Here is a 25,046-nt window from a genome sequence, read left to right on the forward strand (position 1 = left end):
CGGGTTTCCGACTGGGGCGGCGGGTAAAATTTGCGGCTTTCCAGCCCACACCCCAGGCCCGCACAGTGACCTTGCACCTATCGACATTCGAGGGCGGAAACGCCTTGAGCAGCTTTCGGGTTGCGCAACTTCTGCCACGTTTGCAAGCGATCCACGACAAGGTCCACTTCGTCTCTGCCCGCTATGTGCACCTAGTGGCCACCGAAACGGCACCCGACGCCGCACTCTTGGCCAAGCTCGCGGCCCTGTTGACCTATGGGGACCCCTACGCCGGGTCGGTCGAGGGCGCGTGCATCGTCGTAGGCCCACGCTTTGGCACGGTGTCGCCCTGGGCCTCCAAAGCCACCGACATCGCCCGAAATTGCGGCCTGGCTGTGCGCCGGGTCGAGCGTTTGGTGGAGTACCGCATAGGCATCAAGAGCGGCGTGCTCTCCAAGCCAGTGCTCGGCGCGGAGCCGTTGCGCCAGATGGCCGATGTGCTGCACGACCGCATGACTGAGAGCGCCATGCTGGAGCGCGCACAGGCCACCGCCTTGTTCCAGAGCCTGCAAGCCGCACCCATGGACCACGTCGATGTGCTGGGCGGCGGTCGCGCCGCTTTGGTCGCCGCCAACACAGCGTTTGGCCTGGCACTGGCCAATGACGAGATCGACTACCTGGTGACGGCCTTCACGGGACTGGGGCGCAACCCCACCGATGTCGAGCTGATGATGTTTGCGCAGGCTAACAGCGAGCACTGCCGTCACAAGATTTTCAATGCCCGCTTCACCATCGACGGTGAGGCGCAAGACCACAGTCTGTTTGGAATGATCCGCCACACCCACCAGACTTCGCCCCAGCACATGCTGGTAGCGTACTCCGACAATGCGTCGGTGATGGAGGGTGCGGTGGTGGAGCGTTTCATGGCCAGCGCAGCGAATGCAACGCCAAGCGCCACCATTGGTGTGCCGCGCTACCAAAAGCAGCGGGCCACCCAGCACATCCTGATGAAGGTGGAAACCCATAACCACCCCACAGCCATCTCGCCTTTTCCCGGCGCGTCCACCGGCGCTGGCGGTGAGATCCGCGACGAAGGCGCAACCGGTCGTGGTTCCAAGCCCAAGGCTGGGTTGACCGGTTTCACCGTGTCCAAACTCTGGGGCGGCGGGGCGGATACGCCGGGCGGCAAGCCCGAGCACATCGCCAGCGCCCTGCACATCATGACCGAAGGCCCCTTGGGCGGAGCAGCTTTCAACAACGAGTTTGGGCGCCCCAACCTGTTGGGGTACTTCCGCGAGTACGAACAGACGGTTGTCAGCGATGTGGACACGGTGCAGCGCGGCTACCACAAGCCCATCATGATCGCAGGCGGCTTGGGCGTGATCGACGCCACCCAGACCCAAAAAATCGCCTTTGCAGCGGGCAGCTTGCTCATCCAGTTGGGCGGGCCGGGCATGCGCATCGGCATGGGAGGAAGCGCCGCCAGCTCCATGGCCACCGGCGCCAACGCGGCCGAGCTTGACTTTGATTCGGTGCAGCGCGGCAACCCGGAGATAGAGCGGCGTGCACAAGAGGTGATCAACCAGTGCTGGCTGCTGGGGCAGGGCAACCCGATTCTTGCGATCCATGACGTGGGTGCCGGTGGCCTGTCCAACGCCTTCCCCGAGCTCACCAACGACGCTGGTCGTGGTGCCCGTTTCGACCTTCGGGCGGTGCCGCTCGAAGAAAGCGGCATGGCGCCCAAAGAGATTTGGTGCAACGAGAGCCAGGAGCGCTATGTGCTGGCGATTGCACCGGAGTCGCTGGAGCTGTTTCGCGCCCTGTGCGAGCGCGAGCGCTGCCCGTTTGCGGTGGTGGGTGTGGCCACCGAGGCGCGTGATTTGCTGGTCGTGCAGGCCGATGGCCTGGCGCCTGCGGAGTTGGCCCGAAACGCTGCGGTGCAAATGCCCATGGATGTGCTGCTGGGCAAGCCGCCCAAGATGCACCGAGACGTGCAATCGGTGGCGCGCAAGTTCAAGCCCTTGGACCTCGGAGGTTTGGACCTGCAAAAAGCGGTCATTGACGTGCTGTCCCACCCGACGGTGGCGTCCAAGCGCTTTCTGGTGTCCATTGGCGACCGCACCGTGGGCGGCCTGACCCACCGCGACCAAATGGTTGGCCCCTGGCAGGTACCGGTGGCCGATTGCGCCGTCACCCTGGCCGACTATGCTGGCTTTGCTGGCGAGGCCATGGCCATGGGCGAGCGCACACCGCTGGCCGTGCTCGACGCGCCCGCGTCTGGCCGCATGGCAGTGGCCGAAGCCATCACCAATTTGCTGGCTGCGCCCATCGAACTCCCCCGCGTCAAGTTGTCGGCTAACTGGATGGCCGCCTGTGGCGAACCCGGCGAAGACGCTGCGCTGTACGCCGCCGTCCAAGCGGTGGCGCTGGAGCTGTGCCCGGCCTTGGGCATCTCAATTCCAGTGGGCAAGGATTCGCTGTCCATGCGAACCCAGTGGACGACTCCGCCAAGCGCCGGTGGCGGACCGCGCAAAGTGAGTGCGCCGGTGTCCCTCATCGTCAGCGCGTTTGCCACCCTGGTCGATGTGCGTGGCACCCTCACACCACAACTCGACCGCAACGAGGACAGCACGCTGGTGCTCATCGACCTGGGCCGCGGCCAACACCGCATGGCTTCCAGCGTCCTGGCGCAGACCCTGGACCAGGTGGGTGACGCCGCGCCCGACCTGGACCACGCACAAGACCTGGTTCACTTGGTCAATGCGGTCAATGACTTGCGCGCGCGCGGCATGCTGCTGGCCTACCACGACCGCAGCGACGGCGGGCTGCTGGCCACTGTGGCCGAGATGGCGTTTGCGGGGCGCGTGGGCGTGTCGCTCAATGTGGACCTGCTGGTCACCGAGGGCGACGGCATTGCCGACAGCCGCATGGATGTGGGCGACAGCAAGAACTGGGCGTCCCAGGTGGGCGCCCGCCGCGACGAACGCACACTGCAGGCGCTGTTCAATGAAGAGCTGGGTGTGGTGCTGCAGGTGCGCACCGCGCAGCGAAGCGAAGTGATGCAAACCCTGCGCGCACACCACCTTTCGGCGTTCAGTCATTGCATAGGCAAAACCCGTCCAGCCAGCAGCGCGGTGGACGCAGGCAAAGACGAATTGCAAATCTGGCGCGACGCCAAGTCCATCTTCTCGGCACCACTTCGTGACCTGCACCAAGTGTGGGACGCCGTGAGCTGGAAAATCTGCCAGTTGCGTGACAACCCCGCCTGCGCGGACGCTGAACACGCCGCCAGCAACGCCTGGAGCGATCCCGGGCTGCACGCCCATATTCCGCCAATGGCGCATGAACTACTTTGCAGCGCTCCGGCATTTCTGCAAACGCGTCCCAAAGTGGCGGTGCTGCGCGAGCAGGGCGTGAACTCGCATGTGGAAATGGCTTACGCCTTCACCGAGGCCGGTTTTGACGCGCTGGATGTGCACATGACCGATCTGCAAAGTGGGCGTGCGCGCTTGGCGGACTTTCAGGGCGTCGTGGCCTGCGGTGGCTTTAGCTACGGCGACACCCTGGGTGCTGGAATCGGCTGGGCGCGTTCCATCACCTTCAATCCTTCGCTTTCCGACCAGTTTTCCGCTTTCTTTGGCCGAACGGACACCTTCGGTTTGGGGGTGTGCAACGGTTGCCAGATGTTTGCCGAGCTCGCAGACATCATCCCTGGCGCGCAAGACTGGCCACGCTTTACCACCAACCAAAGCGAGCGGTTTGAGGCGCGCCTGTCCATGGTGGAGGTGTTGGACTCGCCCTCACTGTTTTTTGCGGGACTCGCAGGCCTGCGCCTGCCCATTGCGGTGGCCCATGGTGAGGGTTTTGCCAACTTCAGCCACAGAGGCAACGCCAAACGTGCGATTGCCGCAATGCGCTTTGTAGACCACGCGGGCGCGGCCACGGAGGCTTACCCTTGCAACCCCAACGGCAGCCCCGGCGGTCTGACTGGCGTGACCACCGCCGACGGTCGCTTCACCGCCTTGATGCCTCACCCTGAGCGGGTGTTCCGCAATATCCAAATGAGCTGGACTCCGTTGGATGCGCAGGTCTGCAGCCCGTGGATGCAGCTCTGGCACAACGCGCGCCGGTGGATGCGGTAAGGCAGTGGCTTAGCGCACCGGCAGGGGCCACGCAAGGCCCTAGGTTCCGGCGGTGTTGGTTTGGCAAGGTGCAGCAGCTCTTCTGAAACAAAAAAACGCGGCCAAAGCCGCGTTTTTTTGTGAGATTTTCGGGGTTCACTCCACCTTGGCTTTGTCGCGCAGTTCCTGCTGGAATTTTCCAATGCGCTGCTGCTGCAATTGCTGGGCAATCTGCGGCTTGACTTCTTCGAGCTTGGGCAACTGGATATCTCGGATGTCGTCTAAGCGGATCACATGGAAGCCAAATTGGCTCTTCACAGGCGCCTCGGTGATTTTGCCCTTGCCCAAAGCGACCAAGGCATCGGAGAACTCCTTCACGTAGCCGTTGGGGTTGGCCCAGTCCAGGTCGCCGCCGTTGGCACCGGAGCCAGGGTCTTTGGAGAGCTTTTTGGCCAGGTCTTCAAACTTGGCGCCCTTCTTGAGGCGGGCGATGATGTCTTTGGCCTGCGCTTCCTTTTCTACCAGGATGTGGCGGGCGCGGTATTCCTTGCCGGCGTTGGCCGCTGCAAACTTGTCGTACTCGGCCTTCACCTCCGCGTCGGTCACCGGATTCTTGTTTTGAAAATCGGTAAACAGTTCGCGGATCAGCAGGGACTGCTTGGTCCACTCGAGTTGGTTTTTGTAGTCATCGGTGGCATCCAGACCGCGGGCCACTGCCGCTTGGGCGAAGACCTCGCGGGCGATCAGCTCCTCGCGCAACTGGCCTTGCATGTCCTGGGTTACCGGCCGACCGGCGCGGGTGTACTGCTGGGCCAGTGCCTCAAGGCGCTCTTTGGAAAGCGCTTTGCCGTTCACGATGGCGACGTTTTGCGCAAAGGCCGTGCCAGCCAGCGTGCCCGCCAAGGCCGCCAAGGTGAGGGCGGCCAAGAGTTGCTTTTTCATTCCATTTCCTTCTGATTAATCGGGTATTTCGATGGCCACGGCGTGCAAGCCTTGGTCCAAAAAATCTTGCAGCGCATCATACACAAGGCGGTGGCGCGCAACCCGGCTCTTGCCAGTGAACAAAGGGGAGTTCAGCCGCACCCGAAAATGGGTCCCTTGGCCGCTGGCATTGGCCCCTGCATGGCCTGCATGCAGGTAGCTCTCGTCAACGACTTGCAGCAGGCTGGGAGATAGCCTATCGCGCAGTCGCTGCTCCAGTTGGGCGGTGGTGGGCGGGGTGCTCATGGCGGCGGGTCTTTTTTTGGGTCGTCTTTGAGGTAGGGCGAGATGTACAGACCTTGTGCGATCAAGAAGGCCAGCGGGAAGGCATAGCCCCACAGCTTGAAGTTCACCCACGCCTCGGTGCTGAAGTACACCACCACGAAGGCATTGGTAAGCGCCATGAACAGTGCATAAACCACCCACGCGATATTGAGCCGGTGCCACACGGCATCGGGCAGGTCCAGTTGGCCGCCCAGCAGCAGTTTTAGAAAGTTCTTGCGGTACACCCACAGTGCCAAGCCCAGCGCCAACGCGATCGCTGCGTAAAGCACCGTGGGCTTCCACTTGATAAAGCGTTCGTCGTGCAAGGCCAGGGTCAAGGTACCAAAGCCCAGTATGAGGACCAAGGTCGCCTTTTGCATGAATAGAAGCTTGCGCTCCATGGCATAAATCACCGCCATTTGCACCACCGTGGCCACCATCAAGGCCGCAGTGCCGGCGTAAATGTCGTAGAGCTTGTAGCCTACGAAAAACACCAGAATAGGAAACAGATCAAGCAGTATCTTCATGGGGCAAAAAGCGCAGCGAGGCGGAGTTCATGCAATAGCGCAGGCCGGTGGGTTGGGGGCCGTCTTCAAACACATGGCCAAGGTGGGCGCCGCAGTCAGCGCAATGCACTTCGGTGCGCTTCATCCATAGCAGGCCGTCGACCTTGGTGCCTACCGCATCGGACGCGATGGGCGCAAAGTAGCTGGGCCAGCCGGTGCCGGAATCATACTTGGCGCCCGATGCGAACAAGGGCTTGTCACAGCAGACGCAGAGGTAGGTGCCGCTTGCCTTGTGGTCCGCCAATGCGCCGGTGAATGCGCGTTCGGTGGCCTCGTGGCGAGTGACTTCATAGGCGAGGGGTTCGGCCCCTTTCTCTGCGAGCAGCGCTTTCCACACGTGGTCAGGCTTCTCAATTTTGAAGGGCATGGCGTGGTCTCCTGGAGATGGTTTGGTGCCGTGGTGTGGGTCGGTGATGTGGGGCGAGGTGCAGATTGTGGGGTGGACGGGTCAAGGGCTGGACGGCGGAGTTGCACAAGGGTTCGGGCGCTCGCATATGCACCTTAGGAGCTGCAACTGATGGCGATGCCGCTGGCCCAGTCGGGCGCAAAGTCGGCCCAATCCGCATGCTCCGGGTGCTCGTCAAATGGGCGCTCCAGCACGCGCAGCAATGCGTTTGCGACGCTGAAATCCTGCACCTTGGCCGCGCGAATGGCCAGCTCGCCTAAGTGGTTGCGCAGCACGAACTTGGGGTTGGTCTGCAGCATGGCGGGCACACTGTGGTCAGGCGCGACAGCCGCCAAGGCGCTCGCGTAGTCGGCCAACCAAGTGGCTATGCCTTCGCGGTCCAAAAACAGGTCGCGCACTGCAGGGTCGCGCAGGTCAGCCGTCTGTGCCCAGTGCGACAAGCGCCGCCAAAAGATCGTGTAGTCCACCCGTCCTGCGGCCAGCAGTCCCAAGATGCGATCAACCAACGGTGCCAACGCTTGCGCACCGCCTGCGCCCAAGGGATGTTCTGAAGTTGCCAGCCCCAGCTTGGCCGCCATGCGAGCCAAAATGGCTTTCGGGTAGCGCTCTTGGTAGGTTTCCAGTGCGGCCAGCGCGAGCGCCTGCTCACCCATCAGGGGCATGAGCGCCTGCCCCAGGCAAAACAGGTTCCAGTACGCCACCTGCGGCTGGCGCCCAAAGGCATAGCGGCCCTGGTGGTCGGAGTGGTTGCAAATGTGGGCGGGGTCGTAAGCGTCCAAAAACTGGAAGGGGCCGTAGTCCAGCGTCAGGCCCAGGATGCTCATGTTGTCGGTGTTCATGACGCCATGGCAAAACCCGACCGACTGCCAGTGCGCCAGCAAATCGGCGGTGCGCTCGGTCACCGCAGCCAGCAAGGCGACATAGGGGTTGCCCGACCACGCATCCGCTTGTCGGCAAGCGGGGTAAAAGCGATCGATCACTGCATCGGCCAGGGTGCGCAACGCGCCATGCTGGTCGTGGTGGCAAAAATGTTCGAAGTGCCCAAAGCGGATGAAGCTGGGGGCCACGCGGGCCACCACCGCCGCGGTTTCCGCTTCTTCGCGGAGCACCGGGCTGGGCGAGCCGGTGATGCACAGCGCCCGCGAGGTTGGTATGCCCAGACCGTGCATCGCCTCGCTGCACAAGAACTCGCGCAAGCTGCTGCGCAGCACCGCCCGGCCATCGCCCATGCGTGAAAACGGCGTAAGCCCCGCGCCCTTGAGTTGCAGCTCCATGCCGGCCAACTCGCCCAGCAAAATGGCGCGGCCGTCGCCGAGTTGACCGGCCCAAACGCCAAACTGGTGGCCGCTGTAGACGCTGGCAATCGGCTGGGCACCCTCCGGTACACGGTTGCCCGCCATGGCTTGCAGCCATACCTGCGATTCCTGCCAGCCCTGGGGGAGCCCCAGCAGGGTGGCCACCGCATCGCTTTGCGCCACCCAGTAGGGCGCTGCCAAGGCGGTCGGCTGCACGCGGGCAAAAAAGTCGTCGCCCAGCGCGGCGAAGCCGTGGCGCCATGGCAGATCGGCAAAGTTGGGGGCAGGGGAGCTTGTCAAATCGGGCATCGCCGGATTGTCCGGTATCCGGGCACGAAAGTGCTGTCGCGGGGCTTGGCAACGGGTAGGATTGCGCCTGACCTGGCCGGGCTGCTAGCACACCACCAACAAGTTGGAGACTTTTTATGATCGGACTCATGCAAAGCCAGCAGCTGCTGATTTCGTCTTTGATGGACTTCGCAGAGCGGCACCACGGGGATGCCGAGATCGTGTCCCGCCGGGTCGAGGGCGACATCCACCGCACCAACTACCGCCAGATTGCTGCCCGGTCCAAGCAGGTGGCGCACGGCCTGGACCACATGGGGCTGGGTTTCGGTGACCGGGTTGCTACCCTGGCCTGGAACGGTTATCGACACTTGGAGCTGTACTTTGGAGTGAGCGGTTCGGGCCGCGTGCTGCACACCCTCAACCCGCGCCTGCACCCCGAGCAGATTGTGTGGATTGCCAACCATGCGCAAGACCAGGTGCTGTGTTTTGATATGAGTTTTCTGCCCATCGTGCAGGCAGTGCACGCCAATTGCAGCACCATCAAGCACTACGTTGCGCTGTGCGACGCCAACAAGCTGCCGACCGACACTGGCATCCCCGGCTTGCAAAGTTACGAGGCCTGGATCGGCGCGCACAGCACCGACTACCACTGGCCCGAATTCGACGAAGACTCCGCCTCGAGCATGTGCTACACCAGCGGCACCACCGGCAACCCCAAGGGGGTGCTCTACAGCCACCGCTCCACCCTGTTGCACGCGTTTGCAGGCGCCTTGCCAGACGCACTCAACATCAGCGCACGCGACTGCATTTTGCCGGTGGTGCCCATGTTCCATGTCAATGCCTGGGGGCTGCCGTACTGCGCTGCAATGACGGGTTGCAAGCTGGTGTTCCCGGGTCCGTCCATGGACGGAAAGTCGATTTTTGAGTTGATGGAATCCGAGGGCGTCAACTTTGCCGCCGGTGTACCCACGGTCTGGCAAATGTTGCTGGGCTATTTGCAGTCCAACCAGCGGCGCTTTAGTACCCTGAAGCGCACCGTGATCGGCGGGGCCGCTTGCCCGCCGGCCATGATGCAGAGCTTTCAGGTGGACTACGGTGTGGAGGTTCTGCATGCTTGGGGTATGACCGAAATGTCGCCGCTGGGCACGGTGTGCACCCTCAAGAACAAACACGCCAAACTCGATGCCGCGCAGCAAATGCAGGTGCGGCTCAAGCAAGGCCGGGGCATTTTTGGCGTAGACATGAAGATCGTCGACGACAACCGCGCCGAGTTGCCTTGGGACGGCAAAACCTCGGGTGACTTGCTGGTCAAAGGGCCGTGGGTGGTGTCGGAGTACTTCGGGTCGGACGGTGCATCGCCCTTGGTGGACGGTTGGTTTCCCACTGGCGATGTCGCCACCATCGATGCCGATGGCTACATGCAAATCACCGACCGCAGCAAAGACGTGATCAAGTCCGGCGGCGAGTGGATCAGCTCCATTGACGTGGAGAACATCGCCATGGCGCATCCCGGCGTGGCGATGGCAGCCTGCATTGGCATGAAGCACCCCAAGTGGGACGAGCGGCCCATCATCGTGGTCGTCACCAAGCCGGGGGTGACGCTGACCCGCGATGAGGTGCTGGCTTTCTTTGTGGGCAAGACCGCCAAATGGCAGGTGCCCGACGACGTGGTTTTTGTGGACGCCATCCCTTTGGGCGGCACCGGAAAAATGCAAAAGTCGAAGTTGCGCGATATGTTGCGCGACTACCGGTTGCCTGGCGCCTGAATGGAGTTGCTGGTTGTTGCCCTGTTCAACGGCCTGAGCTACGGGCTACTGCTTTTCATGCTCAGCGCGGGGTTGACCTTGGTGCTGAGCTTGCTAGGGGTGCTCAACTTTGCGCACGCTAGCTTCTACATGCTCGGGGCCTATCTGGGCTTTACCGTGGCCGGCAGCCTGGGTTTTGGCGCAGCCCTGGTCGCAGCGCCGCTTGTGGTTGGCGCGATGGCCGCGTTGTTTGAGCGGTATGTTCTGCGCCGCATTCGCCCTTTGGGCCATGTGCCAGAGCTGTTGGTCACCTTTGGCTTGGCCTACCTGGTGCTGGAGGTGGTGCAACTGATTTGGGGCCGCACTCCGCTGGAGTTCCACCCGCCGCACTGGTTGCAAGGACCGCTGTTTACCTTGGTCAGCGCGCCGGAAGGTGGCCTGCACGGCCTGTGGGGCGCAGCACCGGACGCGCTGTGCCACGCCAGCGGCGCACAGCCCGCAAGCCGCTGCACCAGTTTTCCAGCAACCCGTGGTTTCATCATGCTGGTGGCGCTGGCCATGTGGCTGGTGCTGGCCCTGGGACTGCGTTTCAGTCGCGTCGGCTTGGTTATCCAGGCCTCGCTCACCCACCCGCACATTGTTCAGACGCTGGGCCACAACGTTCCGCGTTTATTCATGCTGGTGTTCGCCGCTGGCGCTGGTTTGGCAGCGCTGGCCGGCGTGGTGGGGGGGAGCACCTTTGTCACCGAGCCTGGGATGGCTGCGGCGCTGGGGCCGATCATCTTTGTCGTGGTCATCGTGGGCGGTCTGGGCTCGCTGGGGGGCGCGATGCTCTCGGCCTTGGCGATCGGTTTGCTGCAAACCTTTGCGGTGGTGTGGGACCAGCCGCTGGGACCAGTCTCGCTGGCCCAGGTGGCCCCGCTGTTGCCGTACCTGCTGCTGGTGCTCACCCTGGCGCTGCGGCCCAAGGGGCTCTTGGGCCGGCGGGAGGGCTGAGACGCCATGCGCCAAGCCTGCGTTTGGCTCGTGGCCTGCGGTTTGGTCGGGGTTGCGCCTTGGGTCTGGGGCGACTCCTTGGGCTTGAGCACGCTGTCGCAGATCGGGGTCGCGGTACTGGCTTGCCTGTCGTTCAACTTGTTGCTGGGGCAGGGCGGCATGCTGAGCTTTGGCCACGCCACCTACACCGGCGCCGGTGCGTTTGTGGCAATCCACGTTCTCAACGCCGGCGTCGGCGCGCCCTGGGCGCTGCCATTGCCCCTGCTGCCCTTGGTGGGCGGTCTTGCTGGAATGACATTGGCTGCTTTGCTGGGCTGGTTGTGCACCCGCAGGCCGGGCACGGTGTTTGCCATGATCACCCTGGGCTTGGGCGAGTTGGTCTACGCCGCTGCATTGATGCTGCCGCAATGGTTTGGTGGCGAGGCCGGCATTTCGGCCAACCGGACGCTGGCACCGGCTTGGTGGGGTTGGACATTTGGGTCGGCGCTGCAGGTGTACTACCTCATTGCTGCCTACGCGCTGTTGTGCGCCGCTGCGCTGTACCTGCTCACCTTCACGCCCTGGGGCCGTTTGCTCAATGCGGTGCGGGACAACCCCCAGCGCGTAGCGTGCATTGGCTTTGACCCACACCGCATGCGCTACCAGGCATTTGTCGTGGCTGGTTTTTTTGCCGGGATCGCTGGCGCGCTGGGCGCTATCCATTTTGAGACGGTGAACCACGAGGCGTTGGCGGCCAGTAAGTCCGGTGCCTATTTGTTGTTTACCACCTTAGGCGGTAGCGGCGCGTTCATGGGGCCGGTTCTGGGCGGGGTGTTGATGGTGCTCTGTACCGTGTTGCTTAGCGGCTTAACCCAAGCTTGGTTGTTGTACCTGGGCTTGCTGTTTGTCGCGGTGGTGCTGTGGGTGCCAGGCGGGTTGGCGGGTTGCTTCCACACCCTATGGCAGTGGGTGCGCACCGGCCAGCTGCCGCAAAGGCTGGGCCTCTTGGTGCCGCTGGTGCCCAGTGCAGCCGCAGCTGGCTTGGGGTTGGTGTTCCTGATTGAGATGGTGTACCACCGGCAGCTGGCGGCTTCGGTGGGGCCGGTACTGCGTTTTCTGGGCATGCAGCTCGACACCAGCGCGCCAGGTACTTGGACGCTGGCCGCGGCAGCCGGCGCAGTGGGCGCCTGCGCGCTGGCCGTGCAGTGGCGCCGCAGTGCGCCGCGCTGGCAGCAGATCGGCGATACCCACCATGGTTGAGCGCGCCTCCTTGCCGGTGCTGGAGCTGCGCGGGCTCTCCAAGCGGTTCGGCTCCACCGAGGTCATCCGGGGTGCGAATCTGGTCGTACATCCCGGCGAGCGCGTTGCCATCATCGGCCCCAACGGAGCTGGCAAGTCCACCTTGTTTGATCTGGTCACTGGACGTTACCCACCCTCGGACGGCCAAATTTTGCTGCACCAACGGCCCCTTCAGGGTCTCCCTCCCCACCAGATTCACCGTTTGGGCGTGGCCAGGAGCTTTCAAATCACCCAGGTGTTTCCCAAGCTCACCGTCACAGACAACTTGCGCTGTGCGGCACTGTGGCACCTGGGCTACCGCGCTGGCATGCTCCAAAGGCTGACCAAACTGGCCGGCGTGAACACGCGGGTGCAGCATTTACTGGACACGCTGGGCTTGCAGCCGCTGCGTGATCTGCCGGCAGCTGCCTTGGCCTATGCCGACCAACGCGCTTTGGACCTGGGCATGGCGCTGGCCGGCGACGCACCGGTGCTGTTGCTGGACGAACCTACTGCGGGCATGGGGCGGGGCGAAACCCAGCGTATGGTGGCCCGCATCCGTGAGGCCACGCAGGGCAAAACACTGCTCATGGTCGAGCACGACATGGAGGTGGTATTCGGGCTGGCGGACAAGGTCGCAGTGTTGGTGTCCGGCGCCTTCATTGCGGTTGACACCCCCGAGCGGGTGCGCGCCGATCCCAAAGTGCAGGCAGCGTACCTCGGCGCGCTGGACGTCCCATCGGACAGGGCGCGCGCGTGATGGAATTGCACATCGAGGACCTGCATGCGGGCTACGGTCACAGCCAGATCTTGCGTGGCGTGTCTTTGCAGGTAGCGGCCGGCGAGATCGTGACGGTGCTGGGCCGCAATGGCGCGGGCCGCTCCACCCTGGCCAAGGCCGTGGTGGGGCTGGTGGCTTGCAGCGGCTCCATCACTTGGAACCGACAGCAGCTCGTCGGGCGCGCGCCACACGACATCGCTGGCCTGGGCGTGGGCTATGTGCCCGAGGGGCGTGAGGTGTTTCCAGGGTTGACGGTGCAGCAAAATCTGTTGCTGGGACAAAAGCGGGCGGTCCACCGGGGAGCACACGGCTCCAAGGTCCAGCCCAGACCCTGGACACTGGATGCAGTGCTTGAGATGTTTGCGGCCCTGCGAGAGCGCCAGCACACTTTGGCTGGGGTGCTCTCTGGCGGCGAGCAGCAGATGCTCGCTTTGTGCCGCACCCTCATGGGCAACCCGCAATTGCTGGTGGTGGATGAGCCCACCGAAGGGCTGGCACCCCAGGCGGCGGCGCAGGTTGCCAACCTACTGCGTGAGCTGCGAGCGCAAGGGCTGGCTGTTTTGTTGATCGAGCAAAAGCGCACCATCGCGCAGTCGGTGTCCGACCGTTGTGTGGTGCTGGGCCAAGGACGCATCGTGGCGCAAGGCACGCCGGAGCAGGTGTTTGCGCAAGCCGATGTGGTGTCGGAGTGGCTTTTGGTGTGAGGGAAAAGCAATGCAGTTTGGTGTCGATGTTCCGTTTGTCAATTTGCTGGGTTTTGAGCTACTGCTCTTCGAGGGTGGGCACAGCGCCGTGCGCTTTGACCCCCAAGCCGAGCACCTTAACTCTTTCAACGTCACCCACGGCGGCGCGATCATGACGCTGTTGGACGTGGCCATGGCTAGCGCGGCGCGCAGCGTCACACCGGACCTGGGCGTGGTCACCATCGAGATGAAGACCAGCTTCATGCGACCAGCCGTGGGCCCGCTGACTGCCAAAGGCGAGCTGGTGCACCGCACCGCCACCTTGGCGTTCACGCAAGCCACTGTGCGAGACGCCCAAGGCCGGGCCTGCGCACAGGCCACCGGCACCTTCAAATACCTAACCCGCTTGGCCATAGGCACGCGCGGCGTGCGCCGCTCACAACCAGCTACCGACTAGACTTCCCACCCAATTAGGAGGCCCCCATGAACGACTTTCGAAACAAAACCGCGGTACTTACTGGTGCCGGATCAGGCTTCGGTCTGGAATGCGCCCGCATCGGTGCCAGCCTGGGCATGAACCTGGTGTTGGTCGACGTGCAGCAAGACGCGCTCGATGCGGCGGTGGCCGAGTTGACGGTTGCGGGCGCGCAGGTGCTGGGCGTGCGCATGGACGTGTCCAAGGCGGACGCCATGGAGGCATTGGGCGCGACAACCTTGGAGCGCTTTGGCGTGCCCCATTTGGTGTTCAACAACGCAGGCGTGGGTTCCGGCGGCTTGGTGTGGGAAAACACAGTGAAAGATTGGGAATGGGTGCTTGGTGTCAACGTGATGGGGGTGGTCCACGGCGTGCGCGTGTTCACCCCCATGATGCTCAAGGCCGCCGAGGACGACCCCGCCTACCGTGGCCACATCGTCAACACCGCCAGCATGGCGGGCTTGCTCAACGCGCCCAACATGGGTGTCTACAACGTAAGCAAGCACGCTGTGGTCTCGTTAAGCGAAACCCTGTACCAAGACCTGGCCCTGGTCACCGACCAGGTGGGCGCCAGCGTCTTGTGCCCGTACTTCGTACCCACCGGCATCGCCCACAGCCACCGCAACCGCCCGGCCGACCTGGTGGCCGCAGGCAGCCGCCCCACGCGCAGCCAACGCATCGGCCAGGCCATGAGCGACAAGGCCGTGAGCGCCGGCAAGGTCAGCGCGGCAGAAGTGGCCGCCAAGGTGTTTGATGCAGTGCGCGACCGGCAGTTTTACATCTACAGCCACCCCAAAGCGATTGCAGCGGTGCAAACCCGCATGGAGGATGTATTGCAGGCGCGCAACCCCACCGACCCCTTTGCAGAGCGGCCAGAACTCGGACAGGAATTGCGCCAGGCACTGCGCAGCAGTTAGTCCGGCTGGGCTTCCCCCCGCCAGCGCGTCCAATGTGCCAAGCCCAGCTCGTAGGTTTGAAGCTGCACCGCCACGGTCTCGTGGATATCGTGGCCGTAGCCGCCACCCATGGCGAAAGCAACGGGAATCCGGCGGGCATGGCACCAGTCAAACACCCGCTGGTCGCGCGCGCGCAAACCCTCAAAGCTCAGTTTGAGCCGACCCAGCCGGTCGCGCTCGAACGGATCCGCACCCGCTAGGTAGAGCACCAAACCAGGGGAGAAGCGGGCTTCCATGGTGCGCAGCGCGCTATCAAGGGCAGCCAGGTAGTCACCGTCGGTGCAGCCGTCGGGCAGCGCGACATCCAGGTCGCTGCGCTCCTTGGCAAACGGAAAGTTTTTTTCAGCATGCACTGACAACGTGAAGACCGAATCGTCCCGCGCGAAGATGTGCGCCGTCCCATTGCCTTGGTGCACGTCAAGGTCGATGATGGCGACCTGCAGCGGCGCGCGGCGCACGCCTTGTGCGTCGGGCAGTCGACCCCACTCGGCTTGCAATACACGGGCGCTGACCGCCAGGTCGTTGAATACGCAAAAGCCTGCACCCCGGTCGGCATAGGCGTGGTGGGTACCACCAGCCAAATTGCCTGCAATGCCCTCCTGCATGGCTGTCCGCGCGGCCTGCAGGCTGGCACCCACCGAGCGCCGCGCGCGCTCGGCCATGGCCAGGCTCCAGGGAAAACCAATGTCACGCAGCACCTCCGCTGGCACGGAGCCCGAGGCAATGGCGTCGACGTAATCGGGGTGGTGCACAAAAGCGAGTTCGCCGTCGCTGGCGGCCGTCGCGCCTGTCACACGCACGCCGGGCAAAGTGCGCTGCAGCGCCTCGCGCAGCAGTTGGTACTTGGCCATGGGGAAGCGGTGCCCGGCGGGCAGGGGCAAGACAAAGTGGTCGCTGTAGAACGCCTGCATCCGACCATTGTGCGGGAAGCCTCCTCGATTCCGAGGCGCGGGTCGGCGGAAAGGGACTTAAAAAATGTTCCAATACGGCCCCTGTACTTTCACATTTTTTCTGGACTACCCCATGGGCAACAAAATCGTTACCGAAGCTGACCGCAAAGCCACCCCCCGCCCGGTTCCCCCTAACGGATACGCCCTGCCCACGGGTGGACGCGGCCAGCGCGTGAGCCTGGAGCGCGGCGTATCGACCCGCAGCAAAAAGAACCCGGGCAAGCGCCCCTCCAAAGGCGGCTAATCGCTCGCGAAGCGGTTCGGGTCTGACACACAGCATCCGATGTTTGAATCCGCTGAGCTAGGCCACAAAGTCAGCAAAAGCGCGTTTCGTGAGGCGGTTGCACCGCTGCGGGAAGCTTTGTTGGAGGCCCAGGCCAAGCTGGTCCTCGACAAAAAAACCCCGGTGTTGATCCTCATCAGCGGGGAAGACGGAGCTGGCAAGCGCGAAACCATCCACGTGCTGTACGAGTGGATGGACCCGCGCTACCTTTCCACCCTGGCGTTTGATACGCCCAGTGACGAGGAGCGCGAACGCCCGCCAATGTGGCGCTATTGGCGCTCCCTGCCGCCCAAAGGTCGCATTGGTGTGTTTGCGGGTTCTTGGTATTCGGAACCGATTCGCCAACGCATCGAGGGCGAGATATCGCAACAGGACTTGGATGCGCGCGCTGCATCGATCAACCGCTTCGAAGCGATGTTGGTCAACGAGGGCGCGCTGATCCTGAAGTTCTGGATCCATCTGACCAAGGCCGAGCAACGCAAGCGCTTCGAAGACCTTGCAAGTAACCCGCTGACGGCGTGGCGCGTCACCCCGTGGCACTGGGACCGTCTGAAGACCTACGACAAGCTGCATGCGGTAGCCAGCCACTTTCTGCGAATGACAGATACAGCATGGGCACCCTGGCGGGTGGTGGAGGGCACGGACGAGCGCTACCGCTCCTTGCGGGTGGGACAGTTGGTGCAGGCTGCGTTGGCAGCGCACCAAGCCAAAGCCGATGCTGCTGCCGACCCGGTGGGTGTGCAGGTACCGGCCAGCGTTCCATTACTACCCGCGGTGCTTGCGCCCGGAACCCAATCGCGCAATGTGCTTTCAGCGATGGATTTGTCTCTGTGCTTGAGTGATGTGGTGTATGAGCGGGAACTGGCCTTGCTGCAAGGACGCTTGTCTGTGTTGGCGCGCACGCCCGAGTTCTTGGGGCGGTCCTTGGTTTTGGCCTTTGAGGGGGCGGACGCGGCCGGAAAGGGCGGGGTGATTCGGCGCATCAGCGGTGCACTCGACACGCGGCAGTTTCAGGTGGTTCCAGTGGCCGCGCCCACCGAGGAGGAACGCGCCCAGCCGCACCTGTGGCGGTTCTGGCGTAACCTGCCGCGCAAGGGCCAGATCAGAATGTTCGACCGCACCTGGTACGGTCGGGTCCTGGTAGAGCGCATCGAGGGTTTTTGTGCGCCCAAGGACTGGAACCGCGCCTACGGTGAGATCAACGACTTTGAGCAAGAGCTCAACGACGCTGGTGTGATCGTGATGAAGTTTTGGCTGCAAATCAGCCAAGAAGAACAGCTCAAGCGGTTTGGGCGCCGCCAAGAGGTGGGCTTCAAACGCTTCAAGATCACCCAGGAAGACTGGCGCAACCGCGAAAAGTGGAACGCGTACCAAGAAGCGATATGCGACATGGTCGAGCGCACCAGTACCCCCGAATGTCCGTGGCTCCTGGTCGAGGCCAACGACAAAAACTATGCACGCATCAAGATCCTGCGCGCCGTGTGCGATACCTTGGAGCGTGTGTTGGATGTTGCGCCACCCAAACCGTCTAGGACGTCCAAGCCGCCTAAACCACCTAAGGCCGCCAAGTCCGCCAAATCCGGCAAAACACCATCCCTGTCCAAAATCAGCCACGGCAGCTAGCCCGCGTCTCCCATTTCCATTGGTTTATGCACAAGATCACCGCGCAATTGGCGCAAGAACTGGGTGTGCGCACCCCACAAATCGACGCCGCTGTGGCCCTCCTGGACGGTGGAGCCACCGTGCCTTTCATCGCCCGTTACCGCAAAGAGGCCACCGCCGGATTGGACGACATCGTGCTGCGCCAGTTGGAAACCCGGCTGGCCTACCTGCGCGAGTTGCAAGACCGCAAGGAGGCGGTGCTCAAAAGCATCGAAGAGCAGGGCAAGCTGACCCCGGTACTGCGCCAGGCGGTCATTGATGCCCCGACCAAGCAGGAGCTGGAAGACCTGTACCTGCCCTACAAACCCAAACGCCGCACCAAAGGCATGGCCGCGCGCGCGGCTGGCCTAGAACCCTTGGCAGACGCCTTGTTTTTCGACCCCACGCAGGACCCTGCGGCAGCCGCCAGTGCCTATGTGCACAGTGAAAAAACCGAGGCGGACGACGACTTCACCACCGTGGCGGCGGTGCTCGACGGCGTGCGCGACCTGCTCAGCGAGCGCTGGGCCGAGGATCCTCGCCTGGTGCAGGACCTGCGCGAGTGGCTATGGGAGCGCGGTCTGCTGCAATCACAACGCAGGGCGGACAAGGACGAGCACCAAGCCGAGGTCGCTAAGTTTCGCGATTACTTTGACTACGACGAGCCGATTGCACGCGTGCCCTCCCACCGGGCGCTGGCGGTGTTTCGTGGCCGGTCGCTGGACATTCTGGACGCCAAGCTGGTGGTGCCTGAGCCCGAGGGCACGGTGGCCGGCGTGGCGTCAAACCCCTTGGCGGGAGCCAAGAGCCGGGCGGCAGCACCGGTGTCGCTGGCCGAGGCGCGTTTGGCCCGCGCCTTGGGCTGGAGCCACCAAAGCCGAGCGGCTGACGACCTGATCCGCAAATGCGTCGCCTGGACCTGGAAGGTCAAGCTGGGCCTGTCCATCGAGCGCGACCTGTTCGCCCGTTTGCGCGAACAGGCGGAAAAAGTGGCGATCAAGGTGTTTGCCGACAACCTGCGCGACCTGTTGCTGGCAGCACCAGCGGGTGAGCGCGTGGTGATGGGCTTGGATCCTGGCATTCGCACCGGGGTCAAGGTGGCGGTGGTGGACCGCACCGGCAAGCTGCTGGAAACTGCCACTGTCTTTCCGCACGAACCGCGCCGCGACTGGAACGGTGCATTGCACACCTTGGCAACCCTGTGCCAGCGCCACGGCGTGAACCTGCTGGCCATCGGTAACGGCACGGCCAGCCGCGAGACCGACCAACTGGCCGCTGAGCTGCTAGGGCAACTGGCCAGCCAGGGTGGACAGCGCATCGAGAAAGTGGTGGTCAGTGAGGCGGGGGCGTCGGTGTACTCGGCCAGCGCATTTGCCTCCGAGGAAATGCCGGATGTGGATGTGAGCCTGCGGGGTGCCGCCAGTATTGCCCGACGGGTGCAAGATCCCTTGGCCGAGCTGGTCAAGATCGATCCCAAAAGCATTGGCGTGGGCCAGTACCAGCACGACGTCAACCAAAGCGAGCTGGCCAAAACCCTGGATGCGGTGGTGGAAGACTGCGTGAATGCCGTTGGCGTGGACCTCAACACCGCCAGCGCCCCGCTCTTGGGCCGGGTGTCGGGCTTGTCGGGTACGGTGGCCAAGGCGGTGGTGCGCTGGCGCGAGGCCCACGGCGCTTTTGCCTGCCGCCAAGACCTGCTCAAAGTGACCGGGCTGGGTACCAAAACCTTTGAGCAAAGTGCGGGCTTCTTGCGCATTCGCGGCGGCAGCAACCCGCTGGACTGTACTGGCGTGCACCCGGAAACTTACCCCGTGGTGGAGCGCATTCTGGCCCATACCGGCAAGCCCATTGACGCACTGATGGGGCGCACAGACCTGCTCAAAACACTGCGCCCCGAGGCCTTTGCAACGCCACAGTTTGGCACCGTGACGGTCCAAGACATTGTCTTGGAGCTGGAGAAACCTGGCCGCGATCCGCGCCCGGACTTTGTGGTGGCGCGGTTCACTGAAGGCGTCAACGACCTGGGGGATCTGCGCGAGGGCATGGTGTTGGAAGGCACGGTGAGCAACGTGGCGGCGTTTGGTGCGTTTGTCGACATTGGTGTGCACCAGGATGGCTTGGTTCACGTCAGCCAACTGGCACACGCCTTTGTGCGCGATGCGCGGGAGGTGGTCAAAACCGGGGACATTGTCAAAGTGCAAGTGCTGGAGGTGGATGGTCCGCGCAAGCGCATTGCATTGAGCATGAAAATTGGCAAACCGGGCAATGCAGCAGGTGCGGACCGGGCGGCGGATAACCGGTTTCAGGGCGCTACCCGGGCGCAACAGCGCCCAGCGCAGGCCGCAGCCGGGCGGACGGGCGCTGCCGCGGGGACGCGGGCAGAGACACCATCGGCGATGGCCCAGGCTTTCGCGAAACTCTACCGGTAAAAGCCCGTGCGCGCGCTCCACTTGTACGCAGGAACGACAGCCCGGGCTTGGCTGGCCCGCAACGGCTTGCGGGCGCAGGATGTGGGCACGATTGCGGCCGCAGCCGGTGGCCCCAAGGGCCTGCTGCTGGGCCCCTTGGACCGCTTTCTGTTTGGTGACTGGCTGGCGCGCAGTACCCACTCGGTGGACTTGGTGGGTGCCTCCATTGGAGCGTGGCGCATGGCGACCGCCTGCATGGCCCAGCCACAGGCCGGTTTTGCGCGCTTGGAGCACGACTACATCCACCAGCATTACGAACTCGCACCAGGCCAAAAACGCCCTAGCGCCCAGCAGGTCAGCGACACCTTTGGTCGCAACCTGAAGGATTTTTTCGGTTCGCACCTGGAGCAGGTACTTCAGCATCCGCGCTACCGCCTGCATATCGTGACCTCGCGCGGTCGCCACCTGCTGCGCCGCGAACACCGCTGGGCCACGCCCTTGGGCTATGCGGGTGCGTTTGTGAGCAACGCGGTGCGGCGCAAAAGCTTGGGCGCCTGGCTGGAACGGGTGGTGTTTTCCAGCCAGCAAGCCGCCTTGCCTTTTGGCACCGACGACTTTGCCACCCGCCAGGTGGCTTTGTCTGCAGCCAACTTCAGCCCTGCGCTGCAAGCCAGTTGTTCCATTCCCTTTGTGTTGCAGGCGGTACACGACATTCCCGGCGCGCCCACCGGTGCGTACTGGGACGGCGGTATCACCGACTACCACTTGCACCTGGACTACCCGTCGCAGAAGCCGCAAGCCATCGTGCTGTACCCGCATTTCCAGGCCCAGGTGGTACCCGGTTGGCTGGACAAATCGCTGGCGTGGCGGCACCGGCCCACGCCGTTTCTGGACACCATGCTGCTGCTGGCGCCCAACCCCGAATGGGTCAAAACCTTGCCCAACGGCAAGCTACCTGATCGGCATGACTTTGTGTTCTACGGCAACGACCTGGCCGCCCGGGTCCGCGCCTGGTCGGCGGCGGTGTCTGCCAGTGTCCAGTTGGCGCAAGAGTTTGCGGCGTGGCTGGAGCGGCCCGATATGTCACTGGTGCGGGAACTGACGCCCGCACGGGCGGGTTGACCGGGCGGATTGCGGCTGATGGAGCAGCGCAGAAGGGCTAGAGCGAACGCTCCAGCATGTCGCGGTAATCTTGGGCAGATGCGCTGCGCGGGTTGGTTTTGTGGCAGTGGTCGGCCAAGGCACCGGCGATGGTGGCATCGAACTGCGACCGCTCCACGCCCAGATCCGAGAGCCCGCGCGGCAATCCCAGGCGCGCGTTCATGTCGCGGATGGCATCCGCCACATCGCTGCCCGAGGACAAACCCATGGCCTGCGCCATGCGTTGCAGGCGCTGCTCCTTTTGCACCGACTCGGCGTGCGCATTGAATGCGATCACAGCAGGCAAAAAAACTGCATTCAAAGTGCCATGGTGCAAGCGAGGGTTGATGCCGCCCAAGCTGTGGCTCAGGCTGTGCACGCAACCCAAGCCTTTTTGAAACGCCATGGCGCCTTGCATGGACGCGCTCATGAGTTGCATGCGGGCTTCGCGGTCGGCGCCGTTGCGGGTGGCGCGCTCGATGTGCGCCCAAGCGCGCTGCAGCCCGTCGAGCCCGATGCCGTCGGCTGGCGGGTTGAAGGCGCTGGCGAAAAAAGTTTCAATGCAGTGGGCCACCGCGTCCATGCCGGTGGCGGCCGTGAGCAAGGGCGGCAGACCCAATGTCAGCTCCGGGTCGCACAGGGCAGCCTTGGGCACTAGGTGCCACGAATGGAAACCTAGCTTGCGGCCGTCGTCCACGATCACGATGGCACCCCGCGCCACCTCGCTGCCGGTGCCGCTGGTGGTGGGCACGGCGATGATGGGCGCCACCCGCTCCGTGATGCGGGGCGCCCCACCTTCAATCGTCGCGTAATGGGCCAATGGACCGCTGTGGGTGGCAGCGATGGCCACGCCTTTGGCACAGTCGATGGCCGAGCCGCCACCGACTGCCACCAAGCCGTCGCACTGGTGCGCGTGGTAGTGCGCGGCGGCAGCGCGGACTGCCGCTTCGGTGGGGTTGGAGGGGGTCTGGTCGAAGACCGACACGGGCACATCTGGCAATGCATCCAGCGCCTTTTGCAGTACCCCGGCCGCGCGTACACCGGCGTCGGTGACGACCAAGGGCCGCTGGATGCCCACGCGCTGGCACTCCTGCTGCAGTAGGCGCACTGCACCGAACTCGAACTGGACTTGGGTGATGTAGAAGATCAATGACATGGTGGGCTCGCTTGGGATGCCGACGTGTAGCATCGACGGGCAAGCCACTGTAGCAAGCCGTTCGCGCATGAGCCACCCCAGAAACCCCCACGCACTGCTGACACCCGCCATGCGCACGCTGCTGGCGCGCATGGCCCAGGCCAATCCCGTGCCGCTGCATGCGATGGCGCCCGAGCAGGCCAAGGCCGCCTACGCGAGCCGTGCCGATGTGCTGGAGCTGCCAAGCCAAGCGATGGCGCGCGCAGAGGATCTGCGCATTCCCGCCCGGGACGGTCACTTGCTGGACGCAAAACTGCTGGTGCCCACCGCCGCAGCGCTGCCGGTCTTGGTCTATTTTCACGGTGGCGGTTTCACGGTCGGCAGCGTGGCGACCCACGAGATCTTGTGCCGGCGTTTGGCGCATTTGACTGGCTGTGCGGTGCTGTCGCTCGACTACCGACTGGCACCGGAGTTCAAGTTCCCCACCGCGCACAACGACTGCTGGGATGCAGTGCAGTGGCTGGTACGCCATGGCGCTGAACACGGTCTGGATGTAGACCGCGTCGCGGTGGGTGGCGACAGTGCTGGTGGCACGATCGCCACTGCGTGCGCAGTGCAGGCGCGGGATGCCGGAATCGAGCTGGCACTGCAACTGCTGTTCTACCCCGGCACCATCGGCCACCAAAACTCCGCGTCGCACCGCATGTTTGGCAGGGGCTTTTTGCTAGAAGACGTGGCGATCGACTATTTTTTTGGCCACTACCTGCGCAACCCCGCTGACCGGGACGACTGGCGGTTTGCCCCATTGGACGGCTTGCGTCCTGACGGCCAGTCTGTGGATTTCAGTGGCGTGGCGCCCACGTGGATCGGCTTGGCCGAGTGCGACCCCTTGGCGGACGAGGGCATTGCCTACGCGGATGCGCTGCGGATCGCTGGCGTGGCGGTGGACCTGGAGATCTACCGGGGCGTGGTACACGAGTTCATCAAAATGGGCCGCGCACTGCCCCAAGCGGCACAGGCCCACGCCGATGCGGCACGCGCGCTGCGGCGCGCTTTCCAGCTAGAAGCCCAGTGAGGCCAGCAGGTCGTCCACGTCGTCTTGCTTGAGCGCGGTGTCGGCGGTTTGCGGGCCCTGCAAAACGTGGGTGTCCACCGTGGCAGGGGTGTCAGGTACTGGCTCTTGCTCTTTGTACGGCGCGCTTTCGACCAAGAGTTGTACCAGTTGCAGCTCGGTCTTGGTGATGATGTCAATCACCTTCTTGATCACCTGTCCCGAGAGGTCTTGGAAGTCCTGCGCCATCATGATGTCGCTGAGCACTGTGCCCTGATCACTGGCGAATTTGGCGGTGTTTTGGGCGAACTTGCTGCAAGTCAGCATCAGGCCACGGGCCTGTTCCACCGTCATGTCCTCGGACTGCGCCAGCCGCAGCAGCGATTGCGCAAGCTCCTCACCGCGGCGGCTCAAATCGTTGCATTCGGGTTTGGCGACTTCGACCAAGCCCAGCACTTTGTTGGCCGCGTCTTCGGTCATCTTTCCCACATAGGCCAAGCGGTCGCGGGTGTTGGGAATTTCGCGGACGATTTCGTTGAGTTGGTTCCCACCCAAAGCGGTCAAGGCCTCGTGCATTTCCCGCGTGATCGAGCCCAACCGCGCAAAGGCCTCTTCTTTGCTGAGTGATGAAGACATCGTTAGTTACCCCGTTGTAGTCGCGCTGTGGTGTTGCACAGTTTACACACCGCCATCACACATCTTCGAGCAAAGGGTAGGGCAGGGGCAGGCAGTGCAGGCGGGGGCCCGCAGCGTTGCGGGCATGCAAGGTGTCTTTGTGCGCGGCTTCCAATTGCATGGACACAATCGCATCAAAACCGCCGTCTGGCGACTCGGCGGACTGCACCACCATGCCCACCGGTTGCTCCGGGTCGGCGGCGTCTACCACGGGGTCGGCCGCAGCGACGGCCTGCGAGAAATGCGCCAAGAAGGCCCTGCGTTTGAGTGTGCCGCGAAACTGGCTGCGCGCCACCACCTCCTGACCGGGGTAGCAGCCCTTTTTGAAACTGACCCCGCCCACCGATTCGTAATTCAGCATCTGCGGCACAAAGGCCTCCGAGACCGCTGCACCCACCGTGGCTACCGCACTGCGTACCTCGGTCCAAGCCCACAGTCCAGGCGGCAGGCAGGGGCCTGCGGGCACGGGTGCCTGCGAAGGGCGCAGATCCATCTGGCGGGGCACGCCGTCGGCGGCGGGTAGTTGAATAACCGTGCCTGCTTCTGTGTGTTGCACACCCCACAGGGCAAGCCCCGGCGCGCTTGCCGTGGCCGCGCCTACGCGACCATACAAGGCCAGTTCGGTGCTGGCGTCGCTGATGCGCACCTTGGCGCGCAACACGAACATCGACAGCCGCTGGATGGTGACCGCCAGCATGTCTTGGCTGCAAATGAGCAATACCTCGCTGGCGCTGGGCTTGATGCCGACCATACTCACCACCATACGGCCTTTGGCCGTGCACAGGGCGGTCAAGCGCGCTTGGTCCGGCCCCAACAACGCGAAGTCTTGGGTCAATTGGCCGTGGATAAACTTGGCTGCGTCCTCGCCCTGGAGCCGGATGACGCCGAGGTGCGCAAGCGCTGCGATGCCGTTGGGTGGGTTGGGGGTGCTACTCATGCGGTCCATTATGATTCCTCGGATGCACTCGTT

Annotated in this window: 22 protein-coding genes; 13 read left to right on the forward strand and 9 right to left on the reverse strand. The window is 63.6% G+C overall.

Features of this window, described 5'->3' with window-relative positions; genetic code table 11:
- Positions 1-65: 65 nt before the first annotated feature.
- The gene (gene purL, locus ACILRC_RS08070; RefSeq protein WP_395668849.1) at positions 66-4,121 is read left to right on the forward strand and encodes a phosphoribosylformylglycinamidine synthase; all 4,056 of its coding nucleotides are present in this window, start codon (positions 66-68) and stop codon (positions 4,119-4,121) included.
- A 135-nt stretch (positions 4,122-4,256) separates the two neighbouring features.
- Here the strand turns inward: purL and ACILRC_RS08075 are convergent, their stop codons facing one another.
- From ACILRC_RS08075 to ACILRC_RS08095, 5 genes are all read right to left on the reverse strand, one after another.
- Complete coding sequence (locus ACILRC_RS08075; RefSeq protein WP_395668850.1) at positions 4,257-5,042, reverse strand: peptidylprolyl isomerase; 786 nt, start codon at positions 5,040-5,042, stop codon at positions 4,257-4,259.
- A gap of 15 nt (positions 5,043-5,057) precedes the next feature.
- Positions 5,058-5,327, reverse strand: coding sequence for a BolA family protein (locus tag ACILRC_RS08080; RefSeq protein WP_395668851.1), 270 nt, complete (start codon positions 5,325-5,327; stop codon positions 5,058-5,060).
- A complete protein-coding gene (locus ACILRC_RS08085) occupies positions 5,324-5,872 on the reverse strand; it encodes a septation protein A (RefSeq protein WP_395668852.1) in 549 nt (182 codons plus the stop codon). The genes ACILRC_RS08080 and ACILRC_RS08085 overlap by 4 nt, the downstream gene beginning before the upstream one ends.
- Positions 5,856-6,278: a peptide-methionine (R)-S-oxide reductase MsrB gene (gene msrB, locus ACILRC_RS08090; protein WP_395668853.1), complete on the reverse strand. Its 423-nt coding sequence runs from the start codon at positions 6,276-6,278 to the stop codon at positions 5,856-5,858. The genes ACILRC_RS08085 and msrB overlap by 17 nt, the downstream gene beginning before the upstream one ends.
- Positions 6,279-6,412: 134 nt before the next feature.
- Complete coding sequence (locus ACILRC_RS08095; protein WP_395668854.1) at positions 6,413-7,921, reverse strand: YdiU family protein; 1,509 nt, start codon at positions 7,919-7,921, stop codon at positions 6,413-6,415.
- Between the two features lie 116 nt (positions 7,922-8,037).
- On the opposite strand from ACILRC_RS08095, the gene ACILRC_RS08100 reads away from it, so the two are divergent.
- The 7 genes from ACILRC_RS08100 to ACILRC_RS08130 are packed head-to-tail and all read left to right on the forward strand — an operon-like array spanning position 8,038 to position 14,754.
- On the forward strand, positions 8,038-9,666 hold the full coding sequence (locus ACILRC_RS08100) for a 3-(methylthio)propionyl-CoA ligase (protein WP_395668855.1): 1,629 nt from the start codon (positions 8,038-8,040) through the stop codon (positions 9,664-9,666).
- Positions 9,667-10,641 carry a branched-chain amino acid ABC transporter permease gene (locus ACILRC_RS08105; protein WP_395668856.1) on the forward strand — a complete coding sequence of 325 codons (975 nt, stop codon included), beginning with the start codon at positions 9,667-9,669 and terminating at the stop codon, positions 10,639-10,641.
- A 6-nt stretch (positions 10,642-10,647) separates the two neighbouring features.
- On the forward strand, positions 10,648-11,880 hold the full coding sequence (locus ACILRC_RS08110; RefSeq protein WP_395668857.1) for a branched-chain amino acid ABC transporter permease: 1,233 nt from the start codon (positions 10,648-10,650) through the stop codon (positions 11,878-11,880).
- Positions 11,873-12,658, forward strand: a complete 786-nt coding sequence (locus tag ACILRC_RS08115; protein WP_395668858.1) for an ABC transporter ATP-binding protein — start codon at positions 11,873-11,875, stop codon at positions 12,656-12,658. Before ACILRC_RS08110 ends, ACILRC_RS08115 begins: the two co-directional genes overlap by 8 nt.
- Complete coding sequence (locus tag ACILRC_RS08120; RefSeq protein ID WP_395668859.1) at positions 12,658-13,383, forward strand: ABC transporter ATP-binding protein; 726 nt, start codon at positions 12,658-12,660, stop codon at positions 13,381-13,383. The genes ACILRC_RS08115 and ACILRC_RS08120 overlap by 1 nt, the downstream gene beginning before the upstream one ends.
- A gap of 10 nt (positions 13,384-13,393) precedes the next feature.
- Positions 13,394-13,819 carry a PaaI family thioesterase gene (locus ACILRC_RS08125; protein ID WP_395668860.1) on the forward strand — a complete coding sequence of 142 codons (426 nt, stop codon included), beginning with the start codon at positions 13,394-13,396 and terminating at the stop codon, positions 13,817-13,819.
- Positions 13,820-13,845: 26 nt separating this feature from the next.
- Complete coding sequence (locus ACILRC_RS08130; RefSeq protein WP_395668861.1) at positions 13,846-14,754, forward strand: SDR family oxidoreductase; 909 nt, start codon at positions 13,846-13,848, stop codon at positions 14,752-14,754.
- Here the strand turns inward: ACILRC_RS08130 and ACILRC_RS08135 are convergent.
- The gene (locus tag ACILRC_RS08135) at positions 14,751-15,704 is read right to left on the reverse strand and encodes a histone deacetylase (RefSeq protein WP_395668862.1); all 954 of its coding nucleotides are present in this window, start codon (positions 15,702-15,704) and stop codon (positions 14,751-14,753) included. The genes ACILRC_RS08130 and ACILRC_RS08135 overlap by 4 nt on opposite strands.
- 112 nt (positions 15,705-15,816) lie before the next feature.
- Between ACILRC_RS08135 and ACILRC_RS08140 the strand changes: the two genes are divergently transcribed.
- The 4 genes from ACILRC_RS08140 to ACILRC_RS08155 are packed head-to-tail and all read left to right on the forward strand — an operon-like array spanning position 15,817 to position 21,197.
- Complete coding sequence (locus ACILRC_RS08140; RefSeq protein ID WP_395668863.1) at positions 15,817-15,987, forward strand: hypothetical protein; 171 nt, start codon at positions 15,817-15,819, stop codon at positions 15,985-15,987.
- A gap of 39 nt (positions 15,988-16,026) precedes the next feature.
- The gene (gene pap, locus ACILRC_RS08145) at positions 16,027-17,649 is read left to right on the forward strand and encodes a polyphosphate:AMP phosphotransferase (RefSeq protein WP_395668864.1); all 1,623 of its coding nucleotides are present in this window, start codon (positions 16,027-16,029) and stop codon (positions 17,647-17,649) included.
- A 26-nt stretch (positions 17,650-17,675) separates the two neighbouring features.
- Positions 17,676-20,096: a Tex family protein gene (locus ACILRC_RS08150; RefSeq protein WP_395668865.1), complete on the forward strand. Its 2,421-nt coding sequence runs from the start codon at positions 17,676-17,678 to the stop codon at positions 20,094-20,096.
- A 6-nt stretch (positions 20,097-20,102) separates the two neighbouring features.
- Entirely contained in the window at positions 20,103-21,197 is a 1,095-nt protein-coding gene (locus ACILRC_RS08155; RefSeq protein ID WP_395668866.1) for a phospholipase, read from the forward strand.
- A 37-nt stretch (positions 21,198-21,234) separates the two neighbouring features.
- Here ACILRC_RS08155 and ACILRC_RS08160 read toward each other — a convergent pair whose 3' ends face one another.
- On the reverse strand, positions 21,235-22,371 hold the full coding sequence (locus ACILRC_RS08160; protein WP_395668867.1) for an iron-containing alcohol dehydrogenase: 1,137 nt from the start codon (positions 22,369-22,371) through the stop codon (positions 21,235-21,237).
- A gap of 67 nt (positions 22,372-22,438) precedes the next feature.
- On the opposite strand from ACILRC_RS08160, the gene ACILRC_RS08165 reads away from it, so the two are divergent.
- Positions 22,439-23,425, forward strand: a complete 987-nt coding sequence (locus ACILRC_RS08165) for an alpha/beta hydrolase (RefSeq protein ID WP_395668868.1) — start codon at positions 22,439-22,441, stop codon at positions 23,423-23,425.
- Here ACILRC_RS08165 and ACILRC_RS08170 read toward each other — a convergent pair.
- Positions 23,411-24,037 carry a protein phosphatase CheZ gene (locus ACILRC_RS08170; RefSeq protein WP_395668869.1) on the reverse strand — a complete coding sequence of 209 codons (627 nt, stop codon included), beginning with the start codon at positions 24,035-24,037 and terminating at the stop codon, positions 23,411-23,413. The two genes, ACILRC_RS08165 and ACILRC_RS08170, sit on opposite strands and share 15 nt — an antisense overlap.
- Positions 24,038-24,092: 55 nt before the next feature.
- Positions 24,093-25,013 carry a YgfZ/GcvT domain-containing protein gene (locus ACILRC_RS08175; RefSeq protein WP_395668870.1) on the reverse strand — a complete coding sequence of 307 codons (921 nt, stop codon included), beginning with the start codon at positions 25,011-25,013 and terminating at the stop codon, positions 24,093-24,095.
- Between the last annotated feature and the right edge of the window lie 33 nt (positions 25,014-25,046).

The sequence above is a fragment of the Rhodoferax sp. genome (assembly GCF_044236835.1).
Taxonomy (GTDB): Bacteria; Pseudomonadota; Gammaproteobacteria; order Burkholderiales; family Burkholderiaceae_C; genus Allorhodoferax.

What these genes read in the sequence shown, in the direction of transcription:
- ACILRC_RS08075 (WP_395668850.1), bottom strand. Translation starts at nt 5,042, where the DNA reads ATGAAAAAGCAACTCTTGGCCGCCCTCACCTTGGCGGCCTTGGCGGGC.
- ACILRC_RS08080 (WP_395668851.1), bottom strand. Translation starts at nt 5,327, where the DNA reads ATGAGCACCCCGCCCACCACCGCCCAACTGGAGCAGCGACTGCGCGAT.
- ACILRC_RS08085 (WP_395668852.1), bottom strand. Translation starts at nt 5,872, where the DNA reads ATGAAGATACTGCTTGATCTGTTTCCTATTCTGGTGTTTTTCGTAGGC.
- msrB (WP_395668853.1), bottom strand. Translation starts at nt 6,278, where the DNA reads ATGCCCTTCAAAATTGAGAAGCCTGACCACGTGTGGAAAGCGCTGCTC.
- ACILRC_RS08095 (WP_395668854.1), bottom strand. Translation starts at nt 7,921, where the DNA reads ATGCCCGATTTGACAAGCTCCCCTGCCCCCAACTTTGCCGATCTGCCA.
- ACILRC_RS08100 (WP_395668855.1), top strand. Translation starts at nt 8,038, where the DNA reads ATGATCGGACTCATGCAAAGCCAGCAGCTGCTGATTTCGTCTTTGATG.
- ACILRC_RS08105 (WP_395668856.1), top strand. Translation starts at nt 9,667, where the DNA reads ATGGAGTTGCTGGTTGTTGCCCTGTTCAACGGCCTGAGCTACGGGCTA.
- ACILRC_RS08110 (WP_395668857.1), top strand. Translation starts at nt 10,648, where the DNA reads ATGCGCCAAGCCTGCGTTTGGCTCGTGGCCTGCGGTTTGGTCGGGGTT.
- ACILRC_RS08115 (WP_395668858.1), top strand. Translation starts at nt 11,873, where the DNA reads ATGGTTGAGCGCGCCTCCTTGCCGGTGCTGGAGCTGCGCGGGCTCTCC.
- ACILRC_RS08120 (WP_395668859.1), top strand. Translation starts at nt 12,658, where the DNA reads ATGGAATTGCACATCGAGGACCTGCATGCGGGCTACGGTCACAGCCAG.
- ACILRC_RS08125 (WP_395668860.1), top strand. Translation starts at nt 13,394, where the DNA reads ATGCAGTTTGGTGTCGATGTTCCGTTTGTCAATTTGCTGGGTTTTGAG.
- ACILRC_RS08130 (WP_395668861.1), top strand. Translation starts at nt 13,846, where the DNA reads ATGAACGACTTTCGAAACAAAACCGCGGTACTTACTGGTGCCGGATCA.
- ACILRC_RS08135 (WP_395668862.1), bottom strand. Translation starts at nt 15,704, where the DNA reads ATGCAGGCGTTCTACAGCGACCACTTTGTCTTGCCCCTGCCCGCCGGG.
- ACILRC_RS08140 (WP_395668863.1), top strand. Translation starts at nt 15,817, where the DNA reads ATGGGCAACAAAATCGTTACCGAAGCTGACCGCAAAGCCACCCCCCGC.
- pap (WP_395668864.1), top strand. Translation starts at nt 16,027, where the DNA reads ATGTTTGAATCCGCTGAGCTAGGCCACAAAGTCAGCAAAAGCGCGTTT.
- ACILRC_RS08150 (WP_395668865.1), top strand. Translation starts at nt 17,676, where the DNA reads ATGCACAAGATCACCGCGCAATTGGCGCAAGAACTGGGTGTGCGCACC.
- ACILRC_RS08160 (WP_395668867.1), bottom strand. Translation starts at nt 22,371, where the DNA reads ATGTCATTGATCTTCTACATCACCCAAGTCCAGTTCGAGTTCGGTGCA.
- ACILRC_RS08165 (WP_395668868.1), top strand. Translation starts at nt 22,439, where the DNA reads ATGAGCCACCCCAGAAACCCCCACGCACTGCTGACACCCGCCATGCGC.
- ACILRC_RS08170 (WP_395668869.1), bottom strand. Translation starts at nt 24,037, where the DNA reads ATGTCTTCATCACTCAGCAAAGAAGAGGCCTTTGCGCGGTTGGGCTCG.
- ACILRC_RS08175 (WP_395668870.1), bottom strand. Translation starts at nt 25,013, where the DNA reads ATGAGTAGCACCCCCAACCCACCCAACGGCATCGCAGCGCTTGCGCAC.